17 protein-coding genes are annotated in these 17253 nt (G+C 35.2%); 11 read left to right on the top strand and 6 right to left on the bottom strand.

The window, feature by feature from the left end; all coding sequences use genetic code 11:
- Positions 1-77 precede the first annotated feature (77 nt).
- Together N4270_RS09935 and ettA are read left to right on the top strand one after the other, a co-directional pair.
- Entirely contained in the window at positions 78-260 is a 183-nt protein-coding gene (locus tag N4270_RS09935; protein ID WP_045474501.1) for a CAL67264 family membrane protein, read from the top strand.
- Entirely contained in the window at positions 260-1951 is a 1692-nt protein-coding gene (gene ettA / locus N4270_RS09940) for an energy-dependent translational throttle protein EttA (protein WP_260096944.1), read from the top strand. The genes N4270_RS09935 and ettA overlap by 1 nt, the downstream gene beginning before the upstream one ends.
- A 193-nt stretch (positions 1952-2144) precedes the next feature.
- On the opposite strand, the gene N4270_RS09945 is transcribed toward ettA, so the two are convergent.
- A complete protein-coding gene (locus N4270_RS09945) occupies positions 2145-2378 on the bottom strand; it encodes a hypothetical protein (RefSeq protein WP_260096945.1) in 234 nt (77 codons plus the stop codon).
- Positions 2379-2482: 104 nt separating this feature from the next.
- The gene (locus N4270_RS09950) at positions 2483-3283 is read right to left on the bottom strand and encodes an MBL fold metallo-hydrolase (protein WP_260096946.1); all 801 of its coding nucleotides are present in this window, start codon (positions 3281-3283) and stop codon (positions 2483-2485) included.
- Between the two features lie 171 nt (positions 3284-3454).
- Between N4270_RS09950 and N4270_RS09955 the strand changes: the two genes are divergently transcribed.
- The 8 genes from N4270_RS09955 to N4270_RS09990 all read left to right on the top strand — a co-directional run bounded on the left by N4270_RS09955 (position 3455) and on the right by N4270_RS09990 (position 12898).
- Positions 3455-4795 (top strand): microtubule-binding protein, encoded by a 1341-nt coding sequence (locus N4270_RS09955; RefSeq protein WP_260096947.1) that lies wholly within the window; start codon positions 3455-3457, stop codon positions 4793-4795.
- A gap of 162 nt (positions 4796-4957) precedes the next feature.
- Complete coding sequence (locus tag N4270_RS09960) at positions 4958-5998, top strand: hypothetical protein (RefSeq protein WP_260096948.1); 1041 nt, start codon at positions 4958-4960, stop codon at positions 5996-5998.
- 73 nt (positions 5999-6071) lie between these two features.
- Positions 6072-8033 (top strand): AAA family ATPase, encoded by a 1962-nt coding sequence (locus N4270_RS09965; RefSeq protein ID WP_260096949.1) that lies wholly within the window; start codon positions 6072-6074, stop codon positions 8031-8033.
- Positions 8017-8607: a GDP-mannose pyrophosphatase NudK gene (gene nudK, locus N4270_RS09970; protein ID WP_260096950.1), complete on the top strand. Its 591-nt coding sequence runs from the start codon at positions 8017-8019 to the stop codon at positions 8605-8607. Before N4270_RS09965 ends, nudK begins: the two co-directional genes overlap by 17 nt.
- A gap of 1 nt (position 8608) precedes the next feature.
- Positions 8609-9844 carry a DUF6638 family protein gene (locus N4270_RS09975; protein ID WP_260096951.1) on the top strand — a complete coding sequence of 412 codons (1236 nt, stop codon included), beginning with the start codon at positions 8609-8611 and terminating at the stop codon, positions 9842-9844.
- Positions 9845-9890: 46 nt separating this feature from the next.
- Positions 9891-10433, top strand: a complete 543-nt coding sequence (locus N4270_RS09980) for a hypothetical protein (RefSeq protein ID WP_260096952.1) — start codon at positions 9891-9893, stop codon at positions 10431-10433.
- Between the two features lie 151 nt (positions 10434-10584).
- Positions 10585-12285, top strand: a complete 1701-nt coding sequence (locus N4270_RS09985; protein ID WP_260096953.1) for a hypothetical protein — start codon at positions 10585-10587, stop codon at positions 12283-12285.
- A 118-nt stretch (positions 12286-12403) separates the two neighbouring features.
- Positions 12404-12898, top strand: a complete 495-nt coding sequence (locus N4270_RS09990; RefSeq protein WP_260096954.1) for a hypothetical protein — start codon at positions 12404-12406, stop codon at positions 12896-12898.
- Here N4270_RS09990 and N4270_RS09995 read toward each other — a convergent pair.
- Both N4270_RS09995 and N4270_RS10000 read right to left on the bottom strand, forming a co-directional pair.
- Entirely contained in the window at positions 12890-13360 is a 471-nt protein-coding gene (locus N4270_RS09995; RefSeq protein ID WP_260096955.1) for a GNAT family N-acetyltransferase, read from the bottom strand. The two genes, N4270_RS09990 and N4270_RS09995, sit on opposite strands and share 9 nt — an antisense overlap.
- The gene (locus N4270_RS10000; protein WP_260096956.1) at positions 13347-14369 is read right to left on the bottom strand and encodes a formimidoylglutamase; all 1023 of its coding nucleotides are present in this window, start codon (positions 14367-14369) and stop codon (positions 13347-13349) included. The genes N4270_RS09995 and N4270_RS10000 overlap by 14 nt, the downstream gene beginning before the upstream one ends.
- 121 nt (positions 14370-14490) lie before the next feature.
- On the opposite strand from N4270_RS10000, the gene N4270_RS10005 reads away from it, so the two are divergent.
- The gene (locus tag N4270_RS10005; RefSeq protein ID WP_260096957.1) at positions 14491-15372 is read left to right on the top strand and encodes a chromosome partitioning protein ParA; all 882 of its coding nucleotides are present in this window, start codon (positions 14491-14493) and stop codon (positions 15370-15372) included.
- Between the two features lie 66 nt (positions 15373-15438).
- Here N4270_RS10005 and N4270_RS10010 read toward each other — a convergent pair whose 3' ends face one another.
- The gene (locus N4270_RS10010) at positions 15439-16002 is read right to left on the bottom strand and encodes a hypothetical protein (RefSeq protein ID WP_260096958.1); all 564 of its coding nucleotides are present in this window, start codon (positions 16000-16002) and stop codon (positions 15439-15441) included.
- Positions 15986-17221: an imidazolonepropionase gene (gene hutI / locus N4270_RS10015; protein WP_260096959.1), complete on the bottom strand. Its 1236-nt coding sequence runs from the start codon at positions 17219-17221 to the stop codon at positions 15986-15988. The genes N4270_RS10010 and hutI overlap by 17 nt, the downstream gene beginning before the upstream one ends.
- Positions 17222-17253 lie beyond the last annotated feature (32 nt).

Genomic DNA, 17253 nt, shown 5'->3' on the forward strand with positions numbered 1-17253 from the left:
AAAAAATAGAAAAACAGAAGTTGACTTCTTAGGTTTAAAAATACGATATTTGTAATTCCCTTAATAAAAATTGAATTATGGCAATGAATAAAAATACAGTGTTAGCTTGGGCTACCACAATAATGGTAATAGTAGGATTAGGTTTAATAGCTTTAGGCGCCTTTCGATACGACGATGTCGCAGGATGGGGATTTGCAGCGGTTGGAATTGGCTTTTTTGCTATTGCTTGGGTGTTTAATGCTTTAAAAGGTAGAGTATAATGAGTGACGATAAAAAAGTAATTTTCTCAATGTCTGGTGTAACAAAGACGTTTCAGTCGGCTAACACACCAGTTTTAAAAAATATATACCTAAGTTTCTTTTATGGTGCAAAAATCGGAATTCTTGGTTTAAATGGTTCGGGTAAGTCTACCTTGCTTAAAATTATTGCAGGTGTTGATAAAAACTACCAAGGAGATGTGGTCTTTTCGCAAGATTATTCGGTTGGTTATTTAGAGCAAGAACCACAACTAGATGATGATAAAACGGTCATGGAAGTTGTTAGAGAAGGTGCTGCGGAAACTGTTGCCATTCTTGATGAATACAATAAAATTAATGATCAATTCGGTTTAGAAGAAGTCTATAGTAATCCAGATAAAATGGAAAAACTAATGAACCGTCAAGCCGAATTACAAGATCAAATCGATGCCGCAAATGCCTGGGAACTCGATACCAAACTGGAAATCGCTATGGATGCATTGCGAACACCTGAAGGCGATAAAAAGATTGCTGTACTTTCTGGAGGTGAGCGTCGCCGAGTTGCTTTGTGTCGTTTATTATTACAAGAACCTGATGTGTTATTATTAGATGAGCCAACCAACCATTTGGATGCCGAATCGGTTCACTGGTTAGAACATCATTTAGCACAATACAAAGGAACTGTTATTGCAGTTACACACGATAGATACTTTTTAGACAATGTTGCGGGTTGGATTTTAGAGCTCGATAGAGGTGAAGGGATTCCTTGGAAAGGGAATTACTCGTCTTGGTTAGATCAAAAATCAAAACGAATGGCTCAAGAAAGTAAGACGGCTTCTAAGCGTCAAAAAACTTTAGAACGTGAGTTAGAATGGGTGCGTCAAGGAGCAAAAGGTCGACAAACCAAGCAAAAAGCTCGTTTGAAGAACTATGATAAACTCATGAGTCAAGATCAAAAGCAGTTGGATGAAAAGCTTGAAATTTACATTCCTAATGGTCCGCGTTTAGGAACCAATGTTATTGAAGCCAAAGGTGTGAGTAAAGGCTATGGTGATAAATTGCTTTATGAAGATTTAAATTTTAATTTACCACAGGCTGGAATTGTTGGTGTTATTGGTCCGAATGGTGCTGGTAAAACAACAATTTTCCGAATGATTATGGGTGAAGAAACACCTGATAAAGGCGAATTTATTGTCGGCGAAACGGCAAAAATTGCTTACGTAGATCAAAAGCACTCTAATATTGATCCTGAAAAAACGATCTGGCAAAACTTTAGCGATGAGCAAGAGTTGGTAATGATGGGAGGAAAACAGGTAAATTCGAGAGCGTATTTGAGCCGATTTAATTTTTCGGGTAGTGAGCAAAATAAAAAAGTAAACTTACTCTCTGGTGGTGAGCGTAACCGCTTACACTTAGCAATGACACTCAAAGAAGAAGGAAACGTTTTGTTATTAGACGAGCCTACCAATGATCTTGATGTTAATACTTTAAGAGCTTTAGAAGAAGGTTTAGAAAATTTTGCAGGATGTGCTGTTGTGATTTCTCACGACAGATGGTTTTTAGATCGTATTTGTACACATATTCTTGCTTTTGAAGGTGATAGCCAAGTCTATTTCTTTGAAGGAAGTTTCTCAGATTATGAAGAAAATAAAAAGAAACGATTAGGTGGTGATTTAATGCCGAAACGTATTAAGTATAAGAAATTAGTCCGATAATTTTGAACCTATAAGTATAAAAAAAAAGCCAGCAAATGCTGGCTTTTTTTATGATTTGTTAAGACGTTTTTTGAGTGTATTGTTTTCTTTTTTTAAAGCGTTGACTTTAATTAAGTTTAAAATCAATAACACAAGTAACGTGACTATTGCTATGGATAGAATGCTTGTTATTTTTGCGAGGTTAACATCCATACTAATTGTTATTATTATCATATAAATGACCATCAGTAAAATCCTGATAACTCTTGTCAACTTCTTTTTTATAGAAACTGTTATCTGTTAACCTTTTGTTTTCTGCCTTCAACTTATACATTTTAATAATCGCAACAGCGATAAACACTAAGAAAATAGAAGCTGTAACAATGAGAACTATGGTAAGTTGAATGGTACTTACCAAAGAAATGTTTGATGTATAGGTAGTTAGCATTACACTATGTTTATTTAGATTTGGTTCTCAAATATACAATAATATTTAAATAACAAGTCATTTATCTATAAAAAGTTACACTTAATCGATAAAATTAATATATGTTAATTGTACCAATCGAGTTGAATCACTTCAATACTCTCATCACCTTGGTTGATAAGTGTTTTAAATTTTTTCACATCACTCATTCCGTCTTTGCCTCTGTAATGATAAGGATAAACGGTTTTAGGTTTAAACTCCATAACGGCTTCAGCGGCTTTATCAACCGTCATTGTCCAGGGCAAATTCATACAAACAAATGCTTTATCAATTTGTTGTAAGGCTCTCATTTCAGGAATGTCTTCCGTATCGCCAGAAATATAAATACGCTCACCTCCAAGGGTTAACACATAGCCATTTCCTCTGCCTTTAGAATGAAACTGTAAAGCCTCTTCGCGTAAATTGTACATCGGAATAGCTTTTACGGAAAATCCACTGGAAACTTCAAAAGCATCATCATTATTTAAAACAACGGTTTTTCCTGTTTTTAAATCTTCAGGAAATAAATCGGCAACAGCTTTTGGTGCAATAACCGTTGCTTTAGACAAATTTAAACCAGATAGAGTCTTCAAATCAAAATGGTCGCCATGTATATCTGTTATCAAAACAGTAGTTGCCATAGGCAAACCTTTAAAGGCTTGAGCGCCTCCAGTAGGATCAACATAAATCACATCGTTTCCATAAGTTAAAGCCATTGTGGCATGTGAAATAGGATGAATACTTAAACTGTTTTCTTTTGAAGGGGTTTCAGAAACCAAATCTTTAGAATTGGCTTCCATAGCATCAGTGGTAGCCGGTTTTGGATCTGTTTTACAAGAAATCGCTAATAAACAGCCTAAAAGCAATAGTAAATACAAATGTTTCATAATATATAAGTTTTAAGAACTTAAAGATAATTACAAATGATTGGTAAATAAAGTTTGTAACAAAATATTATAATTGATGACTCATATTTTAAGCGCATTAAGTTTTTAAAATCATATTTTTTAACGAAATTGCTTGTCCGAAATATTGTTCAACCTAATACACAACATAATATGTCTGATGATTTTGATTTATTAGAAACGAATTCCAACGAAAAAACTGAAAAAGTAGATGTAAATTGGGGAAAAGCCATAGACCAGATGAAGTCTAAGCTTGCCCAAGAAGATGATCCTGAAAGTCGTCAAAAAATCTTAAATGCAACGTTAGACAATGTTGTGGATATGGCCGAAAAAGATAGGTCAACACTACTCGATGCTATTAAAGATTTAACCGATTATCAAGATGAAGTCGGAATTATGTTCGAAGGGTTTTCTGCATTAAACGCAGCCGAACAAAAAATCATTGATGATGCTGTCAAACGTTTAGAACGTGCCAAAATTGAATTGGAAGATGCCAATGCAAAACCTGATACGTTTTGGAATAATCTTTTTGGTAGAAAAGGTAAAATCAAAAGAGCAGAAGAGGAACTTAAAGCGGCTCAGAAAGAACGCGATGCTTCCGATAATAAAGCTAAGGCAATGTTTCAGCAACGTATTGAAAATGCCGATGTACAAACACTTTTAAACGAATTATCATTTAAAAGTCAGGCAGCTATCAAACGTTTAAAAGACAGAGAACTTGAAATCAAAGAGGTTGAAGAAAGTTTAAAAACAGCTATTGTCGAAGCGAGTAACAATCATACCAAAGCCCTTCAGAAGAAAAAAGAAGTAGAAACTAAACTTGAAGAGCAGTATGCTTTACTAAAACAAGCGCGTCAAGCTTTAGAAGAGGTTGCCGATAAGCAATCTACAGAATATTCTGAAGCCTTAGAGAAAGTAACTCAGCTTGAACAAAAAGTGGAGGAACTTGAAGGACTTAAAAACGCGTATACCACACTTGCCGCTTCAAAAGATAGCTTCGTGCACAAGCATAATTTGACCATAAAAGTATTGACATCTTTACGTAGTAATTTGCAAACGCATCGTGCGAAATTAAAAAGTGATACCGATGAGCGTCTTAAGTATTATGATGGTTATGTGGTCGCTTTAAAAGCACGTACAGATCAGGAGTTTGCTGCAATTTTAGAGCATTTAGGAGTTAAAACCGATGAGCATATTGGAGAAACTTTAGCAGCAATGCATACCGCGAGTGCGAAAGCGCGTCAGGAAATGATGGATAATATTCCGGTACACGAAAAAGTGATGCAAGGCGTTTATGGAAGCTATGCCGAAGCGCTTAAAGAAATCAGAACTAAAGATGCCGAAATCCAGAAAAACTTTGCCGATCGTTATGGTATTGATATGAAGGAAATTTTCGACGAATATTATAAAGCCGATCCAAATGCACCAGCAGATGGTGGTGAGCCAGCAGGTGAACCAAAACCAGAGGCTAACGATGACGATTTGTTGTCTTAATATAATGATGGCGTTCCCAGACATGCCCAAAAGCATCGTCTGGGCAGGCTTTCCTCTATATCTTTTTTCTGAAAGCGAAAAAAGGATGCCGTATCAATCCTTAACGCAAAATTGAATGTCATGTATTTAGCTTATTAAATACGGTCAACTGTTTACTGAAATATGATTGTAACACCATTAGATTCAGCAGTATTAGACTCTAAAGAGCAGTATGTGTTTTATCATAAAATGATAGATTTCACGCTCAAAGAGCTTATAGTTGCTGTGCAACAACAACAGCTTTTAAATGATAAAGAAGTTCTATTGTTCAAACAATATTGCGACTTACTATTGTATTCTATTGAAGCAATGCGTATCAAATACATGTATGATGACGAAGAAAATATGAAAGTCGATTTAACCGACTCTGGCTTTCCTAATTATTTGGAATTTCGGTATTTGTTTAACGACTTAGGATTGCGTGAAGATTATTTGGGAAAGTTAACAAACGTCGATGTTTTAAAAGCAGAATTTTTAGATACACTATTGCGAAAAAAAGAGCCTATTGCTAAGCGTAAGTTATTTCAGGCAGCCTCAATCGTCTACTATAAATCCGCAAAAAAAGAATACATTTTCAATCGTTTTGTACAAGGAAAAATTATTGACGCACCTCAAGGATCTCCAGGACAGTATTTGGTGAGCTGGAGTTTTTATGAAGTCTCGCATAACAGACCGTTTATTTGTTATATGTATTTTGATTATGAAGGCGGCAGAGATCCGCTCAAAGACAGAGACGATATTTATTATGCTCTTAAAACGGTTGCCGATAGAGAACTGGCCTTAGATATGATGGCTTATGCTATTGATAAGCGTTTACCTAAGATATATCCTAAGCGTATCAAACGCATCGATTTGGGTCCAATTCATAATGTCTTTGCAAAAGATGAAAATAAAGTGACTCATGCCATTTTAGAAGGGATTAGCCAAAAAGCCATTCCGTTAGAATCGTATGCCATTTCATTCAAAATAGACGAAGTAAGCTCTAAAAGTGAATTTAAAGAAGGTAGCTTTTTCAGCAAGCAAACCTTTCAAAAATGGGACGCTATTTTTAGACAACGTTATGTCTTTGCACCTCACCGAATCATACAATTGCTGTATAACAAAACTCCTGAAATCATGAATAAACTGGCTAAAGCGCCTATTCAGATTGCAGATTTAAAATAAGATAAAAATAAGTGATCGTCGCAGTATTCTCTATTTGAAAGCTGTGACTGATACTGAAGACTAATATAAAAGAATGGAACACAACTCAACATTTCCTATAAAACAAAATGAACTTGATATGCTTCGTGATGAAGCTACTTCCTATATAAAAAGTGTACAGTGGGAACAAGGGCAACGTGCTAAAAATAAAGATAAAGACGCTAAAGATGAGTCTATTTTATTATACTTATCTCGTGCTAAAGGAAATGGAGGTGCCGACATTACTTCGGTGTCAAAAACAATCCTCGAGTTAAAAAAGCGCCTGTTACCTGAATCTATAGCGATTCCCTTGCATTTAAACCAAACCTTATATGCTGTTCAAGAAGGAATCACCTTAGGGATTTGGGTTAAAGACAGCTATTATGATGCCTCAGGGCTGTCGAGTTTAGCTGAAAACAAATCAGCACTTGATAACTCCGGAAAACGGGAGTACGAAAGTAAAATGCAAACGGCAACAGCATTTTTGTTGTTTGCCACATCTTATAAGATCTTACACGATTTAAAAGTCATGGCCTCAGATGATTTGAGTGTTATGAAAAATAAATTTGCTGGAATTCCTGAAGTGTCATTAATGTCACCACTTAAAGGGATTTCATGTGCCTTATTTTATTACGACAAATATTTAGGACATCCTGAAATTATTAAATCAGATAAAGATGTTATCGATTTTACAGTCGTGTATTTTGAAGCGCTAATCGACGAAATTCAAATGCGTAAAAGCAGCTTAGAATACACCGAATCAATTGTCGATCGCACCTATAAACTTGAAAATTCAGACTTTGCAATTTCAGGCTGGGACAATGTTTTTCAAGGTGCTGCAAAAAGTGTAGAATTCAATAAAATTCAATTCGAACAAATTGTAGGAAATAGAGATGCCAAGCATTTCGCACGTCGTTTAACCGAACGTATGCTAAGCTACGATTTTGAAGCTAAGAAAAATCCGTTTCAAGAATTAGGCGGATTCATGCCAGTTTTTATGGGTTACGGTATTCCGGGAACTGGAAAAAGTATGTTAATTGCAGCGATTGCAACACGTTTAAAAGAGCATTGCGACAACTTAGACATTCCGTTTTTATTTCACCCAATGCCAGATACTTTGATTTCAACATTTCAAGGTGGTTCTGCCGAAAAAATGGTCGAGTGGATGAAACCCTTACAAGACCCTTCAAAACTTATATTTGCACCTATAGATGATGCCGAAAATAATTTACAGGAACGTACAGCACAAGGCGTTTCCGCAGGTGTAAAAGAAGTGATTGGTGTCTTTTTGCGTTACACCGAAGGCGCCTATGCGGTCAATTATGGAAATAGTTCTATAGGACTATTCACCAACCTTCCTGAAATGTTAGATAAAGCAGTTATTTCACGTGTGCAAGGTCGTTTTAAAATTGATGGCGCACGTACCGAACACGACTTTTTAGATCAGGATCATTTGTGGTGGCGCAAGTTGGATGCGACGATGCCAGACTTCGTCAATATGCAAGGTCCAGAAAATTATAGTTATCTCCAGGATCAAGGCTTGGCGAAAAACATGGGAGAAATCTTAAACGTATCTGATAAACCAACCGAAGAGCGTGTTTTGGAGGCTTACGATAAAACCGAAAAGCATTTTAAAACCAATCAGCATTTGTTTTATGCGAATTTGTATAAGGAAATTCAGAAGTTATTTCCGTTTTTCTCGTCTCGTGATGTCCGAAATATTCAGAGTGCCGTCTCTTTGCGTTTAACCGATTTTGATTTGGAAGAAGATTGGTTTGAAAATCCTGATTTTTACTTTAAAAAGGATTACGAGACCAAGTTCAATATGTTGCAGGAATTGATGCGGGCAAATATGAAAGGCTTGGATTTTTCTGAAATCCGCCGACAAGAAGTAGTGCGTTATTTAGATAATGTAGCGACTATTGCTGATACCGATTTTAAACGTAAAGTAGATGCTAGAGTTAATCAGTTAAATATCGATTTAGAAGCAAGAGAACAGTTTGGAAAACGCGAATAGCCATATAAAAGAGATTCAAGAGAAAATTCTTTCTGATGATCACTATAGTCTTAAAAAGGTATCTTTTGATTATAAAATGTCTGATGGAAAATGGGTTAGACAGCATCGTGAAGTTTACAATAGAGGTGATGGTGCCTGCATCCTTTTGTATCACAAAAAGAAAAACACAGTTGTTTTGGTTAAACAATTCAGAATGCCAACTTATATGAATGCTAATGGTGATGGTTTTTTGATTGAAATTTGTGGCGGCTTATTAGATAATGATAATCCCGAAGCTTGTATCATAAGAGAAACCAGAGAAGAAATTGGTTATGATATAAAGACGATAAAAAAAGTTTATGAAGCTTTTTCTTCGCCAGGTGTCTTAACCGAAAAACAGCATTTTTTTATTGCAGAGTATGAAGACCATATGAAGCAATTTGTTGGTGGCGGATTGGATAGCGAACAAGAAGATATTGAAGTATTAGAACTTCCTTTTTCGGAAGTAATTGAAATGCTTAATCAAGGAGAAATTAAAGATACCCGAACCATCGTGCTATTACAATATTTACAAATTCATAAGGTATTAGACTAAAATGGATAAACTAAAATTAGCAAATCTTTACAGAAGTGAATTAATTCCCGTAAGCGGGAAATTAGTTGAGCGTTATAATAAATGCCTGAAAAAATTAGGATTCACAGAAACCAAACTTACCCATTTTTCAATTGATGGTATTGGTTGGAGTCCAGAAGTCGCCGAAGAAAAGAACAATGAAAACTATTTATGTAACGGCGAATCTAATCCGCACGGCATCATTATTTCACCATTGCAAAATAAAAAGCCAGTATATGCTCCATATCATACCTTTGATAGGGATATGATGCTTCAAATTTTTAAAACACATGGCGATAAAATTAATGATATTACACGAGATTCAGCGATTTGTATTGACTTTGATCAAAACATCGATGCCTTTTATGAGCCTTTAGATGTCTTGCGATATCAGACCATTACGATTAGATTTCACCTCATTGATAATCTTGATAATGTAAGGGAAGAACAATTACAGCTCATTGAAAAATTTAATCATGCCAATAATTTTATCGATGAAGAATTGCATCAGTTGCTTTTAGATTCTGCCAATAAATATGGCGATTTGCGGGAGCGTGATCTCAATCTCAGATCTATGAGTTATGTCACAGATTCATTCTTCACCAAATCTTTTGGAGGTGTTTATGTTTTAAGAGATTTTATTTCTCCTATTGTCATTTTTGAAGATATGAAGTGGTATAAAGAGGCTATTAAAGATACTGTTCATGACGTCTTTATCTTTCATATTTCGCAACCAGAGCTTATCGATAAACTTCGCGACCATATTATTATCACTTACGATTTAGAAGATACGGTCAAAACCAAACGTTATGAGCGAATTAAAAAATATGTATTTGCTCAGTATTTAAAAGATACAGCACATCCAGTTAAAGACATTTTGAATGATCCATTATTATTCAAAAGTTATTTAAACAAAGTTGATATCGATACACGAAAAAAAGTCATGAGTGTTGAACGTTACCTCGAAAAATTAGAAACGAGCAATCAGTATAAAATTTCAGATATTGTCGATAAAGATTTGTTCATAGCCTTGCATGAGCCACATTCAAGCTTGCATCCAAAGCATCAGGATTTAATATGGAAGCTTTTAATACATATCGCGCCTAAAGATGTGCTATTTATGTACTGGTATGATAAACACGAGTTTTATAAGCAATACCAAATCTGGGATGAATCCTTACAAGATTGGGTGATTGAAACGATTCGTAACAATATATAAGAAATTTAGACTAACTTTATAAAGCATCAACTAATACAAAAAAACAATGGGATTAGAACTTATCATATTTATCGTAGCGATTCTATTTGGAATATTTCTCTATTGGAGAGAATCCAATGGTAATGGTGCGTACCGTTTTGTTAATAAAATAGTCAATAGCAAAGAATTGCAAATGCCTGCAGACAGTAAAAAAGGCTTTGTTTATCAACAGGCATTTTTACCGCGTTTAATCTTTGTGGTAGCTATTGTTCTAATTGCAGCTGTAATTGTTGAATTTTTAACACCCATTGCTGTTTTTAGTAGTTATGTTGGTGTTTCAGCGTTTTCTTCATTTGCTGCCGGAACCTTATTGGGAACATACCTCGCGAATTTTGTACTAAAATCCAGCAAGGTTATAGAAAAGCAAAGTGAATCTTTAGAAGACACTTTTGACAATGTCGTTGAAAAGGGTAAAGATTTTATTGAAGATTTAAAAACCAGAGATCCCAAAGTTGTTGAAGAGGCTAAAGAAGAAATTAAAACCGAGCCTACCGAAAAGATGAATGAAAAATCGGCTCGCGAACGTCTAAAAGATAAAGGTCTTATGTAAACATTGTTATCCTGAAACGCTTCAGGATCTTAGTATTTTATAAATATTACCTCTAGCCATACTTGAGTTTATTAATTAAAGTATAGTGTGCAGTAGGCAAGAGGTTTTAAACAAAGTCTCGACTGCGCTCGAGCTGACAGAATTAATTTATATGTTAAAAAACTACTGGAACAAAGGAAAAAAGCAAAAAGGCATTACTATTATTGTCGGACTCATACTACTCATCGCTCTTTTTGTGTTGCGTGATGATTACCAACCTGCCTTATTATTTTTCAGAAAATACCTCTTTATCATTATATTGAGTTTAGTGGTCTTATATTTTGGATTGAAAAAATTCAGAAGTTCAGCAAGTACAGGAAGACGTTTAGGAATTCTAGGAATTCTTTTGGTGTTTTTTACTTTGATTTACGTAGTTGGCTGGCACCTCAAACTATACGACTATATGAAAACGTATAATGTTTTCAATGATTTGAATAAAGTTGAAATCAATGAGTTGCCATTAACGCAAAATGAACGTATTCAGCCTTTAAGAAATATTTTTTCTATGGCTAATGAAAGCGTTGGAGAGACCAAAGATGTATCCTTGCCACATTTAGTGCGTGTCGATGATGAAAATAAATGGACCATGGCTATTCAACCTTCTGAAAAGTATGTCATGCAGCAAATAAGTGATAATACCGAAGAAGTGTTTTCCGTGTCCAGCACAACGCCTTTTCCTAGGTTTTCGAATGAAAATCGTATTCCCGTCACTTTTTCGATAGGAGAATCCTTAAAGTTTAGTCGTAATACTTACAATGCTGTTGTACAGCGTTTTAATCCTTGGATGCTTTTTAATTATGAGCCAAGTGATACATTTTATATGAAAAACGATTCGGGAGAATGGGTTCAAGTGGTGAGTTTAATCAAGTGGAAAGGCTTTTTCTTTCCGTATCCAAGTTTTGGAGGTGTTATGGTTATAGAAAGCGGCGAGCATGATTTTAATGATTATCTCGAACGTATTGCTATTGGTAAAGGTACATTTATTGCGCCCGATGAAATGAAAAACTATCCTTATCTCAACAAACAAAATACTTTGGCCGAAAAAGTATCACGTCTCCAGGCAGAATCTTTAAAATTTTTAGGCGGATTTAGTGATCCGTTGCCATGGAATATGGAAACGGCTGTAAAAATTCCTGAAATGCCTAAAGACCAGAATCAACAGCCCTATGTGACCGATTTCGATTTTGCAGGTTCAGAAAGTAAGGCTTATAGTGGTTTGTACCATTGGTTTGGATTAGAGCCTGTTGGTGACGAGCGTACAAGTTTAAGCTACAGTGTGTTTGTACCAGCCGATGGACGAGACGAATTATACTATTATGATCACGCTTCAAAAAAGCAAGGCTACGCAGGAGTATCTGCTATGCCATTAAAGGTGAAAGAATCGAGAAAAGAAATTGATTGGACAGCCAACACACCTGTAGAATTCAGACCTTATATTAAAGATATTGCTGGACGAAAACGTATGTTTTTCTTAGGAACAATTTCGGCAATTAGTGATACCAATGCGCAACAATTTGACGGTTCGGCAACTCCTGATTTGGTTTTGATTGATAGCGAATATCGCGATGTGATTTGGATTGATGTTAAACATCCGAGCACTTGGGATAAAGAAGTATACGACCAATTAAACGAAGCCTGGAGAGCCAGTGAAGGAATTGGTTACTTCTATAAGGAAGAAATAAGCGATGAAGATTTACAGCATATAGTCGATTCTTTAACCGTCATTCCAAAAGTCAATAAAAATTCTCAGGAGATTGAAGACTTACAGCGTAAGTTAGATTCGTTAAAAGCTTTGGATGAGAATCAAAATTAGGGCTAATGATTTTAATTGTTTTATGATTCAAGCCTAATATTCCCGTTCAAAAAGGCATTATTCTTTCAGATTTATGTAACAAACCATGTGATTTACAGACTTATAAATAAAGTCTATTATGGGAGGATACATGGGATTTGGTATGGCTTCTTGGATTTATAAACAACGTCCAAGAAAAGCGTTTTCGAAGCGAAAAAGAAGACCTACATGTAATACATTACCATCTTATGAACGTACCTTTAAACTTCAACCTTCTACGAAGTCGAGTCGTTGGTCATTACTCGTTACAATTATGTTATTAGGCCTATTTTTTACGAGTTTCTATTTTAAAGCTCCAGTTGTGATTCGACAAACAAATACAATGTTAACTTTGAAAAAAGAAAGAATCGAACGTGAAAATATAGAAGCGTTTGACTTTTTATATCATTCGGGTATTAGAAGACTTCATGGTAATAATTTAAAAGGAGCGTATTCCGAATTCAAACTAGCACAAGCCATATATCCTGAGCATGAAGCGTTGAATCAATTGATGATAGAAACATTAACTGTACTTTGTGAGGATGATAATGGATACTGTGATGAATTAGATGCTTTATTGTCTAAGTTACTTTAGTTTCAATTCCATTTTAATATCACTTCGCTTATAAGGGCTGTTGGGTTCTAATGGTTGCTCAATAAAACCAAATTTTCTATACAAATAAATAGCGTTTTCTAATTTAGTAGCAGAGTAGAGCATCAGTGCTTTAAAATGGTTCTCTTTCGCAAAATCTATACAATATTGTAAGAGTTGCTGCCCAATTTTTTGTCCGCGTTGCTGCGTCAACACAGCCATTTTGGTAAGTTCGAAAACCAAAGGCGTTTGGGTAGGCATGAGTGCAACAGTTCCTAAAATAGTAGCGCCTTGCTTGGCAAAAAATATATAACCGCCTTTATCAATAATATAGACGTCAGGTTTACTTAAAACTTCTTCATCAAAAGGTTCCACATAGAAATAGGTTTGTAACCATTCTATATTTAATTCATAGAAATCTTTAGCATAAACTGGATCAAATGGGATAATCTCAACGGCTCTCATGTGCTCTGATAAAATCGGTTAAGAGGTAGGTGATGAGCTTACCGACTTGAGTTTCGGTGTTTTCATTGGGAGCTGCTTCGCAAATATGAAGATAAGATACCAATTCTTGCTTTCCAAAATGATTAACAAAAGCACGCGCTTTATTCACAGAGAATCCGCTAGGTGTTATCGCACTACTAGGAATATCCTGAATGGCATCACAGTCAATTTCTAATCCGAAGTGCTTATCATTGATATGAATTAAAGCCGCCTCCATTTCAGCATTAAAACTGGTTTCCTGGCGCACCATCATACTTTCAAAAGTATTATACTGTATTGCTTTCAGCTTGTTTAAGGTTTTAAAAATAGTATCGGAAGTATAATTTTCGTGCAACCCAAAAACAAAGTATTTCTTTAAGAATCCTTCCGCAAACGCATAACTAAATCCGTTGCCACTATGCCGCCCTTCTTCAGCTCTAAAATCGTGATGCGCATCAAAATTAACAGCATTTATAGGCTTTTTTAGCGCTAATGCTGTGCCTTTAATATTGCCGTAAGCATTGTTGTGACCGCCTCCAATAATAATCGGAATTTTTCCTGCACTTACAATTTGAGAGACCAGAAACGATACCGAGTCGTCAATTCGAGAGACTTTTTTACGAGCTTTCTGAATGTCTTTTTTCTTTGTTTGATCTAATTTTTTTATTTTTTCTTGGTAGGTCTCAAACTCTAAATGCCCCAAAATCAAAACTTTTTCAGGATGCGTATGTACATTACTTTGGATATTTAACAGAATTTTAATTACAGCATCCCAAGCGTTGTAAGTTCCTGTTTTTCCGTAGTTTGCAAAGACACCAACATCTTCTTTTATACCAAAAATGACATAAGTAACGTCCAATTTTAACAGTTGCTCGTATATATCGTTGAAGTCGGGAAGTAACTTGATGTGTTCTCCAAACTTGGATTCTTTAGCACGTTTATTAAGAATTGATTTTAATTCTGAAGACGTAAAAAGTTTTAAATGTTCCATGAACAAATTTGATTAATTTTGGGATATTAAAAGTACAGAATTTTTATTTTCAACTTCAACTAACAACAATTAAAATTGAAAAAACAAGTTTTTAAATAATTAAAAAACAAAAAGTAAACTTATGGAAAATTCAAACAGTAAGAGTACAGGTTTAAAAATTGCTTTAGGGATTCTATTAGCACTATTTTTAGGTACTGGTTTTTATACCTCTAAACTTTACAACGAGAAAAAAGACAACGAAGCTGCTTTAACAAGAGAAAAGGAGCAAGTAATGGCAGATTTAAGCACCATGGCTAAGCAATACGATGTAGCTATTGGTGAAAATGAAGTAGCTAACGAGAATTTGGTAGATGCCAGAGAGCGTATTCAAGGGCTTATGGATTCTTTAAAAATTTCTCAAAACAGTGTAAACAGCTTATGGCGATACAAAAAGAAATTCTTGGCTTTACAAGAGGAAATGGATGTATTATTAGCTGAAAATGACAAACTTAAAATTGAAAACTCTTTATTGGCAACGAGTTTAGATAGCACAACTGTTCAATTAGCAGAGCGTACTGTTTTCACAGATTCTCTATTAGTTCAAAACACGCAGTTAGCTGAAGTTGTTGAAAATGCAGCAGTATTGCAAACGGTAAATCTTAAAGGGTTTGGTGTAATAGAAAGAAGCTCTGGGAAATTGATTCCAACAGAGCGTGCAAGACGTAGTGACAAAATTAGAGTGTGTTATACGGTTGCTAAAAATGCCTTAGTAGGTGCAGGAGATAAAGAATTATATGTTCAAGTGTTAGATCCTAAAAACAATGTATTAGGCGCTAATGAACAAATTCAATTTGATGAAACGGTATTAAACTACAGCTTAATAAGCAAGTTTAACTATGAAAACAGAAACTTAAATATTTGTGAGTTTGTTGCTCCAAATGATGAGTTTGAAAAAGGACGTTACGTAGTGAATGTTTTTAATGCAAAAGAATTAATTTCTTCTTCAGAATTTACACTGAAGTAAAAATAACGATTGATGATTGATTGTAAAAAATCCGGAAGTGTTTTGCGCTTTCGGGTTTTTTATTTTTTATTCTGAAATTTCCGCAATACAAGCTTCTCGTATCGACCAAAGTTCATCAAAACTCATGTCGAGTTCTTCGTTGTCAAGCCATGATTTTAGATAGGATTGATGTAATTCAACTTTATAGTCACCAATTTGCTCCGGAATAATAGAGGTTTCATACATTAAAGTAGCAACAAATGCAGGATGAGTATCTGTTCCGAAGGTAAGATCTAAAATTTGATGATGATATTTTAAATAGCAGTGCGCTTCCGGAATGTAATTCAAATTATAGGATTCTAAAATCGATTTAAGCTTAGGCGTATTTAGAGCATTCATTTTAAAAATGCCTAAAAACAATTTTAAATCTTCAACATCATTTTCAATTGCAATGGCTTTTAAAAACGCATGTTTTGTAGAACAAGTGCCTTTATGTTCACTTAAAACGGAGGCATAATCACTTCGGTTGGTCGTTCTGCCATACGGCAAGGATTTGATATGGTTGTATACCGAACTAAAATCGGTTAATTCACGGGAGATACAAGCTTTGGAAAGCAGTTTGTGTTTAGATAATTTAAAATTTCTGACCATTAATAATCACGGTATCTATTAAATTATCTCCAAAAGCATAAGGTAAGTGATAATAATTCGGAATCGCTTTGGTAATAATCAAATTTGCTTTTTTTCCTCTACAAATACTTCCGTATTGATTAGAAATCCCCATGGCATAGGCGCCATTAATTGTAGCGGCATTGATCGCTTCCTCAGGCGTGAGTTTCATTTTGATACAAGCAGTCGATATTACAAAATTCATGTTTCCGCTAGGTGTAGAACCCGGATTATAATCGGTTGCCAACGCAAGAGGCAAACCAGCATCAATAATGGCGCGTCCTGGTGTGTACGGAATGCTTAAAAAATAGGAACACGACGGCAAGGCTACAGGCATTGTGTTTGAGTCTTTTAATGCTGAAATATCTTCCGGATTAAGGACTTCCAGGTGATCTATAGAAAGTGCCTTATGATTCACACCAAGCGCCACACCTCCAAAGGCATTAAACTGGTTGACGTGTATTTTTGGAATGAGACGATGCTTTTTCCCGGCCTCTAAAACCCGAGCCGTATCGTCTAAATCAAAATAGCCTTTTTCGCAGAAAACATCAATGTATTCGGCAAGTTGTTCTTCTGCTACAGCAGGAATTAGTTCATTAACAACGAGATCGATAAAGCCTTTTTTATTGTTTTTAAATTCCTTCGGAATAGCATGAGCGGCTAATAATGTTGGTTTAATTTTTACTGGAAAATCATGCTTTAAACGTTTAATAACACGAAGCATCTTTAATTCGGCTTCAACAGTTAAGCCATACCCAGATTTGATTTCTACAGCACCCGATCCTAATTTGATAACTTCTGTTAAGCGTTTGGCCGCTTGATTATAGAGATCATCCTCTGAAGTGTTTTGCAATTGTTCAGCAGAATTTAATATCCCACCACCACGATTGGCAATTGCTTCATAAGAAAGTCCGTTTATACGATCTACAAACTCTTGAGTTCTATCTCCAGCGTAAACGATATGTGTGTGCGAATCACACCAGGTTGGCAATACGATTTTCCCTGTAGCATCTATTATTTCATCAGCATCAGTGTCTTGAAAATCGTCCATGTGCCCATATTCTACAATGGTATCGTGTTCGATAAGTACATAGGCATTTTTGATAACAGGTAAGACTTTCATATCCTTACCTTTTACGATTGTCACGTTGGTGTCTCTTACTTGTAATAATTCTTTGATGTTGGTAATGAGAATAGACATACTGATAATATTGCGTATAAATGTGTTAATTA

The sequence above is a fragment of the Psychroserpens sp. SPM9 genome, assembly GCF_025153525.1.
Classification (GTDB): Bacteria; Bacteroidota; Bacteroidia; order Flavobacteriales; family Flavobacteriaceae; genus Psychroserpens.

Coding starts and splice junctions, on each gene's coding strand:
- N4270_RS09935 (WP_045474501.1), top strand. CDS start 78: ATGGCAATGAATAAAAATACAGTGTTAGCTTGGGCTACCACAATAATG.
- ettA (WP_260096944.1), top strand. CDS start 260: ATGAGTGACGATAAAAAAGTAATTTTCTCAATGTCTGGTGTAACAAAG.
- N4270_RS09945 (WP_260096945.1), bottom strand. CDS start 2,378: ATGCTAACTACCTATACATCAAACATTTCTTTGGTAAGTACCATTCAA.
- N4270_RS09950 (WP_260096946.1), bottom strand. CDS start 3,283: ATGAAACATTTGTATTTACTATTGCTTTTAGGCTGTTTATTAGCGATT.
- N4270_RS09955 (WP_260096947.1), top strand. CDS start 3,455: ATGTCTGATGATTTTGATTTATTAGAAACGAATTCCAACGAAAAAACT.
- N4270_RS09960 (WP_260096948.1), top strand. CDS start 4,958: ATGATTGTAACACCATTAGATTCAGCAGTATTAGACTCTAAAGAGCAG.
- N4270_RS09965 (WP_260096949.1), top strand. CDS start 6,072: ATGGAACACAACTCAACATTTCCTATAAAACAAAATGAACTTGATATG.
- N4270_RS09975 (WP_260096951.1), top strand. CDS start 8,609: ATGGATAAACTAAAATTAGCAAATCTTTACAGAAGTGAATTAATTCCC.
- N4270_RS09980 (WP_260096952.1), top strand. CDS start 9,891: ATGGGATTAGAACTTATCATATTTATCGTAGCGATTCTATTTGGAATA.
- N4270_RS09985 (WP_260096953.1), top strand. CDS start 10,585: ATGTTAAAAAACTACTGGAACAAAGGAAAAAAGCAAAAAGGCATTACT.
- N4270_RS09990 (WP_260096954.1), top strand. CDS start 12,404: ATGGGAGGATACATGGGATTTGGTATGGCTTCTTGGATTTATAAACAA.
- N4270_RS09995 (WP_260096955.1), bottom strand. CDS start 13,360: ATGAGAGCCGTTGAGATTATCCCATTTGATCCAGTTTATGCTAAAGAT.
- N4270_RS10000 (WP_260096956.1), bottom strand. CDS start 14,369: ATGGAACATTTAAAACTTTTTACGTCTTCAGAATTAAAATCAATTCTT.
- N4270_RS10005 (WP_260096957.1), top strand. CDS start 14,491: ATGGAAAATTCAAACAGTAAGAGTACAGGTTTAAAAATTGCTTTAGGG.
- N4270_RS10010 (WP_260096958.1), bottom strand. CDS start 16,002: ATGGTCAGAAATTTTAAATTATCTAAACACAAACTGCTTTCCAAAGCT.
- hutI (WP_260096959.1), bottom strand. CDS start 17,221: ATGTCTATTCTCATTACCAACATCAAAGAATTATTACAAGTAAGAGAC.